Source organism: Pseudomonas guariconensis (assembly GCF_040822035.1).
Taxonomy (GTDB): domain Bacteria; phylum Pseudomonadota; class Gammaproteobacteria; order Pseudomonadales; family Pseudomonadaceae; genus Aquipseudomonas; species Aquipseudomonas guariconensis.
Genome location: NZ_CP162012.1, coordinates 1,646,124 through 1,660,772 on the forward strand (window position 1 = coordinate 1,646,124; position 14,649 = coordinate 1,660,772).

13 protein-coding genes are annotated in these 14,649 nt (G+C 62.4%); 2 read left to right on the forward strand and 11 right to left on the reverse strand.

Annotated elements, in window-relative coordinates; translation table 11 throughout:
- Nucleotides 1-84: 84 nt before the first annotated feature.
- The 7 genes from AB1N67_RS07505 to gcl all read right to left on the reverse strand — a co-directional run bounded on the left by AB1N67_RS07505 (nucleotide 85) and on the right by gcl (nucleotide 8,545).
- Complete coding sequence (locus tag AB1N67_RS07505) at nucleotides 85-909, reverse strand: ion transporter (RefSeq protein ID WP_043215650.1); 825 nt, start codon at nucleotides 907-909, stop codon at nucleotides 85-87.
- Nucleotides 910-953: 44 nt separating this feature from the next.
- Nucleotides 954-1,829 (reverse strand): urea transporter, encoded by an 876-nt coding sequence (locus AB1N67_RS07510; protein ID WP_043215651.1) that lies wholly within the window; start codon nucleotides 1,827-1,829, stop codon nucleotides 954-956.
- A 182-nt stretch (nucleotides 1,830-2,011) separates the two neighbouring features.
- Entirely contained in the window at nucleotides 2,012-3,427 is a 1,416-nt protein-coding gene (pyk, locus tag AB1N67_RS07515; RefSeq protein ID WP_070576721.1) for a pyruvate kinase, read from the reverse strand.
- Nucleotides 3,424-4,698 carry a glycerate kinase gene (locus tag AB1N67_RS07520; protein WP_070576725.1) on the reverse strand — a complete coding sequence of 425 codons (1,275 nt, stop codon included), beginning with the start codon at nucleotides 4,696-4,698 and terminating at the stop codon, nucleotides 3,424-3,426. The genes pyk and AB1N67_RS07520 overlap by 4 nt, the downstream gene beginning before the upstream one ends.
- A 168-nt stretch (nucleotides 4,699-4,866) precedes the next feature.
- On the reverse strand, nucleotides 4,867-5,760 hold the full coding sequence (locus AB1N67_RS07525) for a 2-hydroxy-3-oxopropionate reductase (protein WP_043214874.1): 894 nt from the start codon (nucleotides 5,758-5,760) through the stop codon (nucleotides 4,867-4,869).
- A gap of 169 nt (nucleotides 5,761-5,929) precedes the next feature.
- Nucleotides 5,930-6,712 (reverse strand): hydroxypyruvate isomerase, encoded by a 783-nt coding sequence (gene hyi / locus AB1N67_RS07530; protein WP_043214871.1) that lies wholly within the window; start codon nucleotides 6,710-6,712, stop codon nucleotides 5,930-5,932.
- Nucleotides 6,713-6,769: 57 nt separating this feature from the next.
- The gene (gene gcl, locus AB1N67_RS07535; protein WP_043214870.1) at nucleotides 6,770-8,545 is read right to left on the reverse strand and encodes a glyoxylate carboligase; all 1,776 of its coding nucleotides are present in this window, start codon (nucleotides 8,543-8,545) and stop codon (nucleotides 6,770-6,772) included.
- 258 nt (nucleotides 8,546-8,803) lie between these two features.
- Between gcl and AB1N67_RS07540 the strand changes: the two genes are divergently transcribed.
- Nucleotides 8,804-9,244: a heme-binding protein gene (locus AB1N67_RS07540; RefSeq protein WP_043214867.1), complete on the forward strand. Its 441-nt coding sequence runs from the start codon at nucleotides 8,804-8,806 to the stop codon at nucleotides 9,242-9,244.
- A gap of 179 nt (nucleotides 9,245-9,423) precedes the next feature.
- Here the strand turns inward: AB1N67_RS07540 and AB1N67_RS07545 are convergent, their stop codons facing one another.
- A complete protein-coding gene (locus AB1N67_RS07545) occupies nucleotides 9,424-10,035 on the reverse strand; it encodes a TetR/AcrR family transcriptional regulator (protein ID WP_043214865.1) in 612 nt (203 codons plus the stop codon).
- A 130-nt stretch (nucleotides 10,036-10,165) separates the two neighbouring features.
- Here AB1N67_RS07545 and AB1N67_RS07550 point away from each other — a divergent pair, with 130 nt between their 5' ends.
- On the forward strand, nucleotides 10,166-11,080 hold the full coding sequence (locus AB1N67_RS07550; RefSeq protein WP_043214878.1) for a DUF808 domain-containing protein: 915 nt from the start codon (nucleotides 10,166-10,168) through the stop codon (nucleotides 11,078-11,080).
- A gap of 100 nt (nucleotides 11,081-11,180) precedes the next feature.
- Here AB1N67_RS07550 and AB1N67_RS07555 read toward each other — a convergent pair whose 3' ends face one another.
- The 3 genes from AB1N67_RS07555 to AB1N67_RS07565 all read right to left on the reverse strand — a co-directional run bounded on the left by AB1N67_RS07555 (nucleotide 11,181) and on the right by AB1N67_RS07565 (nucleotide 14,589).
- Nucleotides 11,181-11,963 (reverse strand): outer membrane protein OmpK, encoded by a 783-nt coding sequence (locus AB1N67_RS07555; RefSeq protein WP_043214863.1) that lies wholly within the window; start codon nucleotides 11,961-11,963, stop codon nucleotides 11,181-11,183.
- 353 nt (nucleotides 11,964-12,316) lie between these two features.
- Nucleotides 12,317-13,102 (reverse strand): outer membrane protein OmpK, encoded by a 786-nt coding sequence (locus AB1N67_RS07560; RefSeq protein WP_043214861.1) that lies wholly within the window; start codon nucleotides 13,100-13,102, stop codon nucleotides 12,317-12,319.
- Nucleotides 13,103-13,236: 134 nt separating this feature from the next.
- Nucleotides 13,237-14,589, reverse strand: coding sequence for a nucleobase:cation symporter-2 family protein (locus AB1N67_RS07565; protein ID WP_043214859.1), 1,353 nt, complete (start codon nucleotides 14,587-14,589; stop codon nucleotides 13,237-13,239).
- Nucleotides 14,590-14,649: the final 60 nt, after the last annotated feature.

Sequence of the window (14,649 nt, forward strand, 5' to 3'; positions counted from 1 at the left end):
CTTGTTCTGGTTCAAATGTTTGGCAATTTGCCAGCGACTATAACCTTTGGTTCTTGAGGCCTTAAAGACCAAATGGCTCTTTGCTTATTCGTTTTTCGGGAACAGTGCATTGCCGCAGCGTGAGCAGAATGCAGCGCCATGCTCGTGGGTGTGCTTGCGGCAGGTGGGGCAGTCGTGTTGCAGCTGTTCGCCGCGCAAGGCGTTGGCCAGCTCGGCGGTGAAAATGCCGGTGGGCACCGCAATGATCGAGTAACCGGTGATCATCACCAGCGACGACAGTACCTGGCCCAGCGGAGTCTTGGGCACGATGTCGCCAAAGCCCACCGTGGTGAGGGTGACGATGGCCCAGTAGATGCCTTTGGGAATGCTGGTGAACCCGTGCTCAGGGCCTTCGACGACATACATCAGTGTGCCGAACACCGTCACCAGGGTGGAGACGCTCACCAGAAAGACGATGATCTTCTGCTTGCTGCCTTGCAGCGCCGCCAGCAGGTAATGAGCCTGCTTGAGGTAGGGACTGAGCTTGAGCACGCGGAAGATCCGCAGCATCCGGATGACCCGCACGATCAGCAGGTATTGGGCGTCGCTGTAGTACAGGGCGATGATCCCCGGCACGATCGCCAGCAGATCGACCAGTCCGTAGAAGCTGAAGGCGTAGCGCAGAGGCTTGGGCGAGCAGTACAGCCGGGCCAGGTACTCCACCAGGAAGATCGCCGTGAAGCCCCATTCGATCATGGCCAGCATGCCGGCATAGCCCTGATGGACCTCGTCGATGCTGTCGAGGATCACCGTCACCAGGCTGGCGAGAATGATCAAGAGCAGGATCTTGTCGAAGCGCCGGCCGGCGACGGTGTCGGTCTGGAAGACGATGACGTAGAGCCGCTCGCGCAGGCTCGCAGGGTTTTCCATGGGCTCGTTCCCTTGTGCGATGGGCAGAGCCTAGGGGCTGCGATTTAGCTGTGCAAGCGATCGACGTTGCGACGTTGGCTCAGTTGCAGCAAATGACTGCCCACATGCATCAACCAGCAGGCGGTGACGAAGGGCGCGGTCAGGCCGGCGATCGGCATCTGGTTGAACAAAGGTTGCAACAGCAAAGCCAGGGCAATGGCCAGCAAGGTCACCCAGAAGCGCTCGCCCTGACGGCTGAAGGCCAGCGCGGCGAGCGCAGCGTTGAAGCCGTACAGCCCCATCCAGGCCGCCTGGGCTTCGCCTGCTAGCAACGCGACACCACCGCCGATGGCCGATCCCAGCAAAGCCCAGAGCGCGGCGTAGGGGTTGGCCACGAGCATGCCGATGACGATCAACAGGCCGGCCAACGGATTGTCCAGCAGGAAGATCTGGCCCACGCCACGCAGCAGGGCGTACAGCGGGTTGGCTTCGGTGAACAAGGCGGGCATCGGTTCTGTCATCAGCAAGGTGCCCCAGCCGAGCAGCACGAAGGGTGCGGTATAGGCGACGAGCAGTTTGCCGCCGCGTTTGCGCCATTGGTGTGTGAGGATGCTGGAAAGACCACCGGCGGCGATGATCAGTGGCGGCACGATGGCCGACCAGGGTAGCAGGGCGGCGATCAGGATACCGATCAGCACACCGTTGTAGCTGTACAGCCCGGCCTGGCGGTCGGCGCGCTCATAACCGCGGCGCTGGGCGGTGAGCAACCCGGCCAGGGCGCCGAGCAGGGCACCGCCGACCAGGTTCGGGGCGGTCAGCAGAAGGGCCAGCAGGCAGCACAGGCCGCAAAAAGGATTGCGCAGCAGCAGAACCTGGCTGAAGCCGTTGAGCAAAGCCGTGGCCCAGTCGGGGCACGGGTTGACGAAATTCTTGGTGTACATGGGGCAGTCAGGAAGGTGGGAAGGGAAGCGGTGGGCCTCTTCTGGGCCTCGGATTTTCCGCCGGTTGTTGTTCATGGGCAGGGCTGGGCCCTCGATCGCAGGCTTCGCCAGCCCCACGGGAATGCACATCCGCAGGGCGCTGGCGAGGACCGCGATCAGGGGCGCAGGCGCCCCAGGGTGAATCAGGCCAAGGTCTCGATCCGCAGGGTATTAGTCGTCCCTGGCTTGCCGAAAGGCACACCGGCGGTGATCAGCAGCGTGTCGCCACGGCTGGCCATGCCTTGGGCCTGGGCGATCTCCAGGGCCGTGGAGCAGATCTCGTCGACCTGACGCAGGCGGTCATTGACCACCGAATGCACGCCCCAGGTCACGCTCAGGCGACGGGCGGTGGCCAGGTTAGGCGTCAGGTTGAGGATCGGAGCACGTGGACGCTCGCGCGCCGCGCGCAGGGTCGAGGAACCCGACTCGCTGTAATTGACCAGCACGGCCACCGGCAGGATGCCGCTGATGCGACGGATCGCGCAGCTGATGGCATCCGACACCGTGGCTTCGGCCTTGGGCCTGCCGACGTCGAGCTGGGCCTGATAGTCCGGGCCGTTTTCTACCTGGCGGATGATCTTGCTCATCATCTGCACGGCTTCCAACGGGTACTCACCCGATGCCGTCTCCGCCGACAGCATGACTGCGTCGGTGCCTTCGGCCACGGCATTGGCCACATCGGTGACCTCGGCGCGGGTCGGGGCAGGGGAGAAGCGCATGGACTCGAGCATCTGCGTGGCTACCACCACCGGACGGCCAAGCTGGCGGCAGGTGTTGATGATGCGCTTCTGGATCTGCGGCACGCTCTCGGCGGGTACTTCCACGCCCAAGTCGCCACGGGCGACCATGATCGCGTCGGACAGCTCGGCGATCGCTTGCAACTGGTCCACCGCCGATGGCTTCTCGATCTTGGCCATCAGGTAGGCGCGGTCGCCGATCAACTGGCGGGCCTCGACGATGTCCTCGGGGCGCTGGACGAACGACAGGGCGACCCAGTCGACACCCAGTTCCAGGCCGAAGGCCAGGTCGCGGCGGTCTTTTTCGGTCAACGGGCTGAGGTCGAGCACGGCCTGGGGCACGTTGACGCCCTTGCGGTCGGACAGCTCACCGCCGGCGACCACTTCGGTGTCGATGGCATCGCTGTGCTTGGCGGTCACCCGCAGGCGCAGCTTGCCGTCGTCGAGCAGCAGGTCCATGCCGGGCTCCAGCGCGGCGATGATTTCCGGGTGGGGCAGGTTGACCCGGCGGTTGTCGCCTGGGGTCTTGTCCAGATCCAGGCGCAGGGCCTGGCCGCGTTGCAGCTGGATCTTGCCGTCGGCGAAACGGCCTACGCGCAGTTTCGGCCCCTGCAGGTCCATCAGGATGCCCAGCGGGTAGTTCAGCTGCTGCTCGACTTCGCGGATCCACTGGTAGCGCAGCGCATGGTCGGCGTGCTCGCCGTGGCTGAAGTTCAGGCGGAAGATGTTCACCCCGGCCTCGACCAGCTGGCGAATGTCATCGATGCCTTTGATCGCAGGGCCGAGGGTCGCGAGGATTTTGACTTTCTTATCAGGCGTCATGATGGCTGGGTCTCGAGGATCAGGATGGCACGGAAGTCGTTGACGTTGGTGCGGGTCGGCTCGGTGACGATCAGCGCATCCAGTGCGGCGAAGTAGCCATAGCCATTGTTGTTGTCCAGCTCGTCGGACGCCGACAGGCCCAAGGCCTCGGCGTTGGCGTAGCTGTCCGGGGTCATGATGGCGCCGGCATTTTCTTCGGAGCCGTCGATGCCGTCGGTGTCACCGGCCAAGGCGTACACGCCCGCCAGGCCCTTGAGATTCTCGGTGAGGCTCAGCAGGAACTCGGCATTGCGCCCCCCACGGCCGTTGCCGCGTACGGTGACGGTGGTTTCGCCGCCAGAGAGGATGATGCAGGGCGCCTTCAGTGGCTGGCCGTGCAATACGATCTGACGGGCGATGCCGGCATGGACCTTGGCCACTTCGCGCGATTCGCCTTCAAGATCGCCCAGGATCAACGGGCTGAAGCCCGCTTGGCGTGCCTTGACCGCTGCTGCCTCCAGGGACTGCTGAGGCTTGGCGATGAGCTTGAAGTGGCTGCGTGCCAGCGCCGGGTCATCGGCCTTGACGGTTTCCGACGCTGGATTGTTGAGCCAGTCGATGACTGCCTGGGGCGCTTCGATGTTGTAACGCTTGAGGATGGCCAGGGCGTCGGCCGAGGTGCTTGGGTCGGCCACGGTGGGGCCGGAGGCGATGACCGTGGCCAGGTCGCCCGGTACGTCGGAGATCGCGTAGGTGTAGACAGTGGCGGGCCAGCACGCCTTGGCCAGGCGGCCGCCCTTGATCGCCGAGAGGTGCTTGCGCACGCAGTTCATCTCGCCGATGGTGGCGCCGGACTTGAGCAGGGCTTTGTTGATCTGCTGCTTGTCGGCCAAGGTCAGGCCTTCGGCAGGCAGGGCCAGCAGGGCCGAGCCACCGCCGGAGAGCAGGAAGATCACCCGGTCGTCTTCAGTGAGGTTGCTGACCAGTTCGAGCACGCGCTTGGCCACGGCCAGGCCGGCGGCATCGGGAACCGGATGGGCGGCTTCGACCACCTCGATCTTCTGGCAGTTGGCGCCGTGCCCGTAGCGGGTCACGACCAGGCCGGACACCTCGCCCTTCCAGCTCTTCTCGACCACTTCGGCCATGGCCGCGGCCGCCTTGCCGGCACCGATGACGATGACGCGGCCGCTGCGGTCTGCGGGCAGGTGGGGTTCAAGAACCTGGCGGGGGTGAGCGGCGGCGATGGCTGTATCGAACAGCTCGCGGAGAATTCTTTGTGGATCGACCGACATGGCAGGCTCCCAAAATCTTATTGTTCTGCAGAATCGAAAACGCCCCTGGAACTGCCTCCGTGCAGGCCGAACCAGGGGCGGTCCCCAGAGCTGCAAGCTTCAAGCTACAAGCCGCGAGCGAAATGCAGATCTGCGTTCGCTCGCCGCTTGAGGCTTACAGCTTGAAGCTTATTTCTCGTCGCGGATCGAGAAGTTGGCCATGTGCTCCAGGCCTTTGATCAGCGCCGAGTGGTCCCAGTTGCCGCCGCCCAGGGCGACGCAGGTGCTGAACACTTGCTGGGCGTTGGAGGTGTTGGGCAGGTTGATACCCAGCTCCTTGGCGCCTTGCAGGGCCAGGTTCAGGTCCTTCTGGTGCAGGTTGATGCGGAAGCCTGGATCGAAAGTGCCTTTGATCATGCGCTCGGCGTGCACTTCCAGGATCTTCGAGGACGCGAAGCCGCCCATCAGTGCCTCACGAACCTTGGCCGGGTCTGCGCCGTTCTTGGCGGCGAACAGCAGGGCTTCGCCGACGGCCTGGATGTTCAGGGCGACGATGATCTGGTTGGCGACCTTGGCGGTCTGGCCGTCGCCGTTGCCGCCGACGCGGGTGATGTTCTTGCCCATGGCTTCGAACAGCGGCAGAGCGCGTTCGAAGGCCTTCGGGCAGCCGCCGACCATGATGCTCAGGGTGCCGGCCTTGGCGCCGACTTCACCGCCGGAGACCGGGGCATCCAGGTAGGCAGCGCCGGTGGCCTTGATCTTCTCGGCGAAGACTTTGGTGGCGGTGGGGGAGATCGAGCTCATGTCGATCACGACTTTGTTCGGGCCTGCACCTTCGGCAACGCCGTTCTCACCGAACAGGACGGATTCGACCTGCGGGGTGTCCGGGACCATGACGATGATGAATTCGGCTTCCTGGGCCACTTCCTTCGGGTTGGCCAGGGCGACGGCGCCTGCGGCGACAAGATTGGCAGGGGCGGCGTCGTGGTGGGTGGAGACGAACAGGCTGTGACCTGCCTTCTGCAGGTTCTGGGCCATTGGGTTGCCCATGATGCCGGTGCCGATGAAACCGATTTTAGCCATGAGAATGTGCCTCTTTATATTTGTAGAAATCTCAAGTGAGCCGCGGTCTCTGCGGGAGCGGGTTTACCCGCGAAGCAGACACTTCGGTGGATGGCACCGGCTTGGCCGGTGTACGCGGGTGAACCCGCGTCCACGGTGTCTGCTACCCCACAGGGGCTGTACTCGGCTTTCAGATTGCGTTGTGGGTTTTCAGCCAGCCCAGGCCTGCTTCGGTGGTGGTCAGCGGCTTGTATTCCGCGCCCACCCAGCCCTGGTAACCGATGCGGTCCAGGTGCTCGAACAGGAAGCGATAGTTGATCTCGCCAGTGCCTGGTTCGTTGCGGCCGGGGTTATCGGCCAGCTGGATGTGGTTGATCAGCTTCAGGTTGGCTTCCATGGTGCGAGCCAGGTCACCTTCCATGATCTGCATGTGGTAGATGTCGTACTGCAGGAACAGGTTGTCGCTGCCGACTTCGGCCTGGATCTCCAGGGCCTGCTTGGTGGTGTTCAGGTAGAAGCCCGGAATGTCACGGGTGTTGATCATTTCCATGACCAGGCGGATACCTGCAGCCTTGAGCTTGTCGGCGGCGTACTTGAGGTTGTCGACGAAGGTCTTGCGGACGGTGGCGCAGTCCGGGCCTTGCGGGCGGATACCGGCCAGGCAGTTGACCTGGGTGTTGCCTAGTACCTTGGCGTATTCGATGGCCTTGTCGACACCGGCGCGGAATTCTTCGACACGCTCAGGGTTGCACGCGATGCCGCGCTCGCCTTTGCCCCAGTCGCCGGCCGGCAGGTTGAACAGCACCTGGGTCAGGCCGTGGGCGTCGAGTTGCTGCTTGATCTCGGTGGCGCTGAAATCGTACGGGAAGAGGTATTCGACACCGCTGAAGCCAGCGTCGGCGGCGGCCTTGAAGCGGGCCAGGAAGTCCTGCTCGGTGAACAGCATGGACAGGTTGGCAGCGAAGCGAGGCATGGTTGTCTCCTTGCAGAAGAAGGCCCCCGGCACAGCCGGCGCGGGGGCGTCAGGCGGTCAGTCCAGCAGCGAGATCGCGGTAGGCGCGTCGTTGCCGACCAGGGCGAGGTCTTCGAACTCGTTGACCGCGTTGATTTCGGTACCCATGGAAATGTTGGTCACGCGCTCGAGGATCACCTCGACCACCACCGGCACGCGGAACTCTTCGGCCATCTTCTGCGCCTTGAGCAGGGCAGGGGCGATTTCAGCCGGTTCGAACACGCGCAGTGCCTTGCAGCCCAGGCCTTCGACCACGGCCACGTGATCGACGCCGTAGCTGCCCGCTTCGGTGGCGTTGATGTTCTCGAACGCCAGTTGTACACAGTAATCCATGTCGAAGCCACGCTGCGCCTGGCGGATCAGGCCCAGGTAGGCGTTGTTCACCAGCACGTGGACGTACGGCAGGTTGAACTGGGCGCCTACCGCCAGCTCTTCGATCATGAACTGGAAGTCGTAGTCACCGGACAGCGCGACGACTTTGCGCGAAGGGTCTGCCTTGACCACGCCCAGGGCAGCCGGGATGGTCCAGCCCAGCGGGCCGGCCTGGCCGCAGTTGATCCAGTGACGCGGCTTGTACACGTGCAGGAACTGGGCACCGGCGATCTGTGACAGACCGATGGTGCTGACGTAGCAGGTGTCCTTGCCGAAGACCTGGTTCATTTCTTCGTAGACGCGCTGCGGCTTGACCGGCACGTTGTCGAAGTGGGTCTTGCGCTGCAGGCTCGACTTGCGCTGCTGGCAATCTTCCAGCCACTCGCGACGGCACTTGAGCTTGCCGGCGGCTTTCCACTCGCGGGCCACTTCCAGGAAGGCATCCAGTGCGGCGCCAGCGTCAGAGACGATGCCCAGGTCCGGGGTGAAAACGCGACCGATCTGGGTCGGCTCGATGTCCACGTGAACGAACTTGCGGCCTTCGGTGTAGACGTCGACGGAACCGGTATGACGGTTGGCCCAACGGTTACCGATACCGAACACCAGGTCGGATTTGAGCAGGGTGGCGTTGCCGTAGCGGTGCGAAGTCTGCAGGCCGACCATGCCGACCATCTGCGGGTGATCGTCAGGAATGGTGCCCCAGCCCATCAGGGTCGGGATGACCGGTACGCCGGTCAGTTCGGCGAACTCGACCAATTTCTCGCTGGCATCGGCGTTGATCACGCCACCGCCGGAAACGATCAGCGGACGCTCGGCTTCGTTGAGCATGGCCAGGGCTTTTTCAGCCTGGACGCGGCTGGCGGCTGGCTTGTGGACTGGCAGTGGCTGGTAGGCGTCGATGTCGAATTCGATTTCGGCCATCTGCACGTCGAACGGCAGGTCGATCAGCACAGGGCCTGGACGGCCGGTGCGCATTTCGTAAAAGGCTTTCTGGAAGGCGTAAGGCACCTGGCCTGGCTCCAGAACGGTGGTGGCCCACTTGGTGACTGGCTTGACGATGTTGGTGATGTCAACGGCCTGGAAGTCTTCCTTGTGCAGACGAGCACGAGGCGCTTGGCCGGTGATGCAGAGAATTGGGATGGAGTCGGCCGAAGCGCTGTACAGACCGGTCACCATGTCGGTACCGGCAGGGCCGGAGGTGCCGATGCACACACCGATGTTGCCCGGGTTGGCGCGGGTGTAACCCTCGGCCATGTGGGAAGCGCCTTCGACGTGGCGAGCGAGGACGTGATCGATGCCACCGACTTTCTTCAGGGCCGAGTACAGCGGGTTGATAGCAGCCCCCGGGATGCCGAACGCGGTATCTACACCTTCACGGCGCATGACCAGAACGGCTGCATCGATTGCTCTCATTTTGCTCATGGTTTGTGCCTCATCGATTTTGTAATTGTATACAACTTGCTTTGCGACAGAGTGTATTCACGCTCGACGCTTTAGGTCAATCCATTTTCATCAGCGGAAGTGGCTTTCGTCGGGAAGCCTGTGAAAACGGCGTTTCGTCTGATCGTGCACGATCGTCTAAAATTATTGTATACAAAAAATCTCGCCGTTGTGTTCTATTGTCTCTATCCGGTTTTCAACTGCCCTCAGGGCTTCTCACAACAAGAAGAGGACCTTTCCATGAACGCATTGACCCTCAAAGTCGCCGTCAGCCTGGTGAACGCCGCGCTGTCAGCGGGTCGCAAGATCAACGCCGCTCCCTTGACGGTGGCGGTACTGGACGCTGGCGGGCACCTGCTGGCGCTGCAGCGCGAAGATGGCGCCAGCCTGCTGCGTCCGCAGGTGGCCATGGGCAAGGCCTGGGGGGCTGTCGCTCTGGGCAAGGGCTCGCGCCTGCTGGCGCTGGATGCGCAGCAACGCCCGGCATTCTTCGCCGCGCTCAATGGCTTGGGCGAAAGCCCGGTGGTACCGGCGCCTGGTGGTGTGCTGATTCGTGATCAGGCGGGCAAGGTGCTGGGTGCGGTAGGGATCAGCGGGGATACGTCGGATATCGACGAGCAATGCGCGATCAGTGCGATCGAGGAGGCGGGGCTGAAGGCCGATGCTGGCGTAGCTGCATAAGTGTTTAATCCAGGGGCCGCTTCGCGCCCCTGTCGCGAAAAAAGGCCGCTCCCTAGGTTCATCGCTGCCCTCGTAAGGGGGGCTTTGTCCCTGGGGGGCGGCCTTTTGTCGCAGGAGCATGACGCGAGCTGCGTGCGGCTTTTTGTCGCGAAAGGGCTGCATCGCAGCCCGCAATCGGGTCAGGCGGCTTCGGGCTCGCAGCCTTTGAGCACCAGCCGGATGATGGTCTCGGCCGCTGCGTCATAGTCACTGTCGGCCAGCTTGGGCTTGCCGGTGACCACGGAGATCTGCCAGTCGAAATCGGCATAGGTCTGCGTCGCCGCCCAGATGCTGAACATCAGGTGATGCGGGTCGACCGGGGCGATCTGCTTGCGCTCGATCCAGTGCTGGATGCATTCGATGTTATGCCGCGCCTGATCGTTGAGCTGCTGCACCTGGTTGGGCGAGAGGTGCGGGGCACCGTGCATGATCTCGCTGGCGAACACCTTCGAGGCATGGGGTAGGTCGCGGGAGATGCGGATCTTAGAGCGGATGTAGCCGCTGAGCACTTCCTTGGGGTCGCCGTCGGGGTTGAACGGCGTGGAGGCCTGCATGATCGGCGCGATGATGCTTTCAAGGACCTCGCGGTAGAGGTTTTCCTTGGATTTGAAATAGTAATAGACGTTCGGCTTGGGCAGGCCGGCCTTGGCGGCGATGTCGCTGGTCTTGGTGGCGGCGAAGCCCTTGTCGGCGAATTCTTCGCTGGCCGCGCGCAGGATCAGCTCCTTGTTGCGCTCGCGAATGGTGCTCATGTCGGGAATCTTCCTTTGTCTGGCCACCTCTAAGAGAGGGTTCGGCATGGTAGCACCCGCCTTGTCGGGCGCTCAAGGCGGCCTCTTTCGGCTAGAATCGACCCACTCAATCCACGGGATGCAGGCAATCATGGCAGGAAGCAGTCTACTGGTACTGATCGACGATATCGCCACGGTGCTCGACGACGTTTCGGTGATGACCAAGGTCGCGGCGAAGAAGACCGCAGGGGTGCTGGGCGACGACCTGGCGCTCAACGCCCAGCAGGTCACCGGGGTGCGTGCAGATCGCGAGATCCCGGTGGTGTGGGCGGTGGCCAAGGGCTCGCTGGTGAATAAAGCGATCCTGGTGCCGGCGGCGTTGCTGATCAGTGCGTTCATCCCTTGGGCGGTGACACCCTTGCTGATGCTCGGTGGCGCCTACCTGTGTTTCGAGGGCTTCGAGAAGCTGGCGCACAAGTTTCTGCACAGCAAGGACGAAGACCAGGCGCAGCACAACGCGCGCAACGAGGCCCTGGCCGATCCGAACATCGACCTGGTGGCCTATGAGAAAGACAAGATCAAGGGTGCAGTGCGCACCGACTTCATCCTCTCGGCGGAAATCATCGCCATCACCCTGGGCATCGTCGCCGATTCGCCGCTGACGCAGCAGATCGTCGTGCTCTCGGGCATCGCCGTGGTGATGACCATCGGCGTTTACGGCTTGGTGGGCGGCATCGTCAAGCTCGACGACCTGGGCTTGTGGATGACGACCAAGACGTCCAGCCTGGCCCGCGCCGTGGGCAATGGCATCCTGCGGGCTGCGCCGTACATGATGAAAAGCCTCTCGGTGATCGGCACCGCGGCGATGTTCCTGGTCGGTGGGGGCATCCTGGTACATGGCATCGAGCCGCTGCATCACGCCATCGAGGCATTCAGCGAAGGGCGGGGCGGGTCGCTGACCGGCGGCTTGCTCAATGGCGTGGCCGGTGTGGTGGCTGGCGGTGTGGTGCTGGCGCTGGTGGGCGTGCTGGGCAAGGTTTGGCGGGCGCTGCGGCCCGCTCGCTAGCGAGGGCCGCAGCCCAGTTCGTGACGGCACAAGGCCGTTCCCACGCCTGTGAGGAACGGCCTTGTTGCGACTGGGCCGCGCAGCAGCCCCTCCACTCAGATCAGAAGTGATACTTGAGCAGGAAGCTCATGGTGTTCTGATCGGTGGTGAAGCCATCGCTGTCTTTGATGCCGTACTTGTTCTTCCAGTAGTCGTACTCGATACCTACGTACAACTGCTTCTCGCCCACCTTCAGCGCCTTGCCCAGGTCGTACTTGACCTGCGGATTGAAGTGCAGGTTCGCGTGGTAGTCGCCACGGCGGTTCTCGTCGTTGTCCACGACCCAGTCCATGAAGCCGTCGATGAGGATGTCCGACGAACCTACGGGAATGGTGTAGGACCAGACCGGGGTGATCTGCCAGACGTTGTCACCCGGACGGCTGCCGTCGGTAGTGCGCTGGTAGAAGTTCAGCTGGAAGTAGTCAAAGCCTGGGATGGCCAGGTCGAAGCCGGGACCGATCAGGTAGGACTCGGTGTCGCCCTCGCCGAACTCATAGGTCATGGCCAGCAGCACGTCCTTGATCGGGCCGAACTCGAGCTTCTGGTCGAAGATCTTGCCGAACGACAGACGCGGGCTGATCTCGCCGTAGTAGGTGTTGGGGCCGTTGTTCGCGTCTTTCTTGCCTTGGTAGAAGATCTTATCGACGAAGATGAAGTTATCGCCGTACTTCCACCCGTCGGCATGTTCGAAGGTGACGGTCTGTTGGGTTTCAGGGTTCACCTTGAAGTTCTTGCCCCACAGGTAGGTGAGGCTGTTGTTCTGCCATTGCAGCAGATCGCCGGCGAAGCTGGCACCGGAAGCCAGCAGGCCGCCGGCAAGAATCAGGCTGTTGATGGTACGCATTGCGCAGGTCGCTCCCTTGAGTGGATCTGTTGTCAGCGCTCTTGAGGCGCATTTTTTGTCTTTTGAGTCAGTTTTTTTCGATTGGCCACAGCTAATGGGCAAGAGCTGCGCCAACATTTCCGGTTGGTCACAACCATCCTGCTCGACTACGTTCTGAACGGATGAAATGGGTGTTTCAGGCTGGCAACACGTTGGCCAACCGCCCTAATTCATTGACTGAGCGGTCAGTAAACGCGGGCAGGATCCTTCCTGCCCTGATCGAGGGGGCGCGCAGATTACCCACTTGCGCGCCCGGCCTCAAGTACTCCGTCCGGGAGTAACTATGGCATAAAACCTGAACTACGAGTCAACTTTTAGAAGTGCACTTTCACCAGGGCACTGGTGACGCTCTGATTGCTGTCGATGTTGCCACTGTTGTCGATGCCGTACTTGTCTTTCCAGTAGCTGTATTCGATACCCACATACAGCTGCTTGGCGCCCCAGTTGAGCGCCTTGCCCAGGTCGTATTTGACCTGTGGGTTGAACTGCAAGTTAGCGTGGTAGGTACCACGACGGGTCTCGTCGTTGTCCACCACCCAGTCGATGTAGCCATCGATGAGGATGTCGGACTTGCCCACGGGGATGGTGTAGGACCAGTTAGGCGTGATCTGCCAGACGTTATCACCCGGGCGGCTGCCTTCGGTATTACGTACATAGAAGTTCAGGTTGAAGTAGTTGAAGCCCGGCACGTTCAGGGCAAAGCCAGGACCGATCAGATAGGCTTCGTTGTCACCTTCACCGCGCTCGTAGGTCATGGCGATCAGCACGTCCTTGACCGGGCCGAACGAGAGGTTGCGGTCGAAGATCCGGCCCAGCGACAGGCGAGGGCTGAATTCGCCATAGTAGGTGGTAGGGCCTTTGCTGGCATCGGCCTGGCCGTTGTAGAAGGTCTTGTCGATGAACAGGAAGGTGTCGCCGTACTTCCACCGGTTGGCGTGTTCGAACGTCACCGTCTGCTGAATGCCTGGGTTGACCTTGAAGTCCTTGCCGTACAGGTAGGTCAGGCTTTCGCCGTGCCACTCCAACAAGTCGCCCGCGACAGCGGGGAGGGTGGCCAGCAGGCTGCTGCCCAGCAACAGGGACGAAGTGATGCGTTTCATGTTGAGATTCCCGGTTCTTGTTCTTGTTTGTGGTTTGTGACGCGCAAGCGCGCCCCCTGCGACCCACGTGCGTGGGTCACCGGTGTTGCGGTTACTGCATGAAAGAGCAGGGCGGCAGGATTGCCGCCCTTGGCTCAATGCTGGTGGGCTGCGTTATGCACGGCGCGCTCGGCGCCACCCAGGATGTTGAACAGCAGGTTCAGCACCAAGGCGCTGACCGTTGCCATGGCGATACCACTGTGGGTGATGGGTTCCATCCAGTGCGGCATCTGCGCGAAGAACTCCGGACGGACCACAGGGATCAGGCCAAAGCCCACGCTGACTGCGACCAGCAGCTGGTTGCGGCGGTCGGAGATGTCCGCTTCCTGAAGGATCTTGATCCCTGTGGCCGTGACCATGCCGAACATGGCGATGGACGCGCCACCCAGTACAGCGGGCGGGATCGAGGCGATCAGGAAGGCCGCCTTCGGCAGCAGGCTGAGCAGGATGAGCAGGGCGCCGGCGACGATGGTGACGTAGCGGCAGCGTACCCCGGTCATCTGCACCAGACCGATGTTCTGGGCGAAGGAGGAGTGGGTGAAGGTGTTGAAGAAACCTGCAACGAACGATGCACCGGCGTCGCACATCAGGCCACGACGCAGCATGCCAGGGGTGACTTCACGGTCGGTGACCTTGCCCAGCGCAAGGAACATGCCGGTGGACTCGACGAAGATGATCACCACCACCAGGCACATGGACAGGATCGGAGCCAGGCTGAAGGTGGGCATGCCGAAGTGCAGTGGGGTCACCACTTGCAGCCACGGTGCCTCGGACAGACCGGAAAGGTCCACCATGCCGATCGAACCGGCCAGGACGTAGCCCAGGCCCATGCCGACCAGCACCGAGACGTTGACCCAGAACCCCCGCATGAAGCGGTTGATCAGCAGGATCACAGCCAGCACCAGGCCTGCGACCAGCAGGTAGATCGGCGAGCCGAAGGTATCGGCTTCATGACCGCCACCGGCCCAGTTGACCGCAACCGGGAACAGCGAGAGGCCGATCGAGGTGATGACGGTACCGGTGACCAGCGGCGGGAAGAACCGCACGACCTTGGACATGAACGGGGCGATCAGCATGCCGAAGAACCCGGCGGCGATGGTCGCGCCGAAGATCCCCTGCAGGCCTACGCCGGGCATGCCGGCCATGGCGACCATGCTGCCGACGGCAGCGAAGCTGGCACCCATCATCACCGGCATGCGAATGCCGACGGGACCGATACCGAACGATTGGACCATGGTGGCAACGCCAGCGACCAGCAGGTCGGCGTTGATCAGGAAAGCGACTTCTTCACGAGACAGTCCGGCGGCCTGGCCGATGATCAAAGGCACGGCAATCGCACCTCCGTACATCAGCAGTACATGTTGCAGACCCACCAGGATCAGTTGGAACAGGGGCAGAGGCTGTCGTGGGGGCGCAACGGGGATGTACGCCTTGCGGGACTCGGACATGCAGCACCTCGAGTTTTGTTTTTATTCTCGGATCCAAGCCGCGAGCTTCAAGCGGCAAGC

What these genes read in the sequence shown, in the direction of transcription:
- hyi (WP_043214871.1), bottom strand. Translation starts at nt 6,712, where the DNA reads ATGCCTCGCTTCGCTGCCAACCTGTCCATGCTGTTCACCGAGCAGGAC.
- gcl (WP_043214870.1), bottom strand. Translation starts at nt 8,545, where the DNA reads ATGAGCAAAATGAGAGCAATCGATGCAGCCGTTCTGGTCATGCGCCGT.
- AB1N67_RS07525 (WP_043214874.1), bottom strand. Translation starts at nt 5,760, where the DNA reads ATGGCTAAAATCGGTTTCATCGGCACCGGCATCATGGGCAACCCAATG.
- AB1N67_RS07510 (WP_043215651.1), bottom strand. Translation starts at nt 1,829, where the DNA reads ATGTACACCAAGAATTTCGTCAACCCGTGCCCCGACTGGGCCACGGCT.
- AB1N67_RS07545 (WP_043214865.1), bottom strand. Translation starts at nt 10,035, where the DNA reads ATGAGCACCATTCGCGAGCGCAACAAGGAGCTGATCCTGCGCGCGGCC.
- AB1N67_RS07560 (WP_043214861.1), bottom strand. Translation starts at nt 13,102, where the DNA reads ATGAAACGCATCACTTCGTCCCTGTTGCTGGGCAGCAGCCTGCTGGCC.
- AB1N67_RS07520 (WP_070576725.1), bottom strand. Translation starts at nt 4,698, where the DNA reads ATGTCGGTCGATCCACAAAGAATTCTCCGCGAGCTGTTCGATACAGCC.
- AB1N67_RS07555 (WP_043214863.1), bottom strand. Translation starts at nt 11,963, where the DNA reads ATGCGTACCATCAACAGCCTGATTCTTGCCGGCGGCCTGCTGGCTTCC.
- AB1N67_RS07540 (WP_043214867.1), top strand. Translation starts at nt 8,804, where the DNA reads ATGAACGCATTGACCCTCAAAGTCGCCGTCAGCCTGGTGAACGCCGCG.
- AB1N67_RS07565 (WP_043214859.1), bottom strand. Translation starts at nt 14,589, where the DNA reads ATGTCCGAGTCCCGCAAGGCGTACATCCCCGTTGCGCCCCCACGACAG.
- AB1N67_RS07550 (WP_043214878.1), top strand. Translation starts at nt 10,166, where the DNA reads ATGGCAGGAAGCAGTCTACTGGTACTGATCGACGATATCGCCACGGTG.
- pyk (WP_070576721.1), bottom strand. Translation starts at nt 3,427, where the DNA reads ATGACGCCTGATAAGAAAGTCAAAATCCTCGCGACCCTCGGCCCTGCG.
- AB1N67_RS07505 (WP_043215650.1), bottom strand. Translation starts at nt 909, where the DNA reads ATGGAAAACCCTGCGAGCCTGCGCGAGCGGCTCTACGTCATCGTCTTC.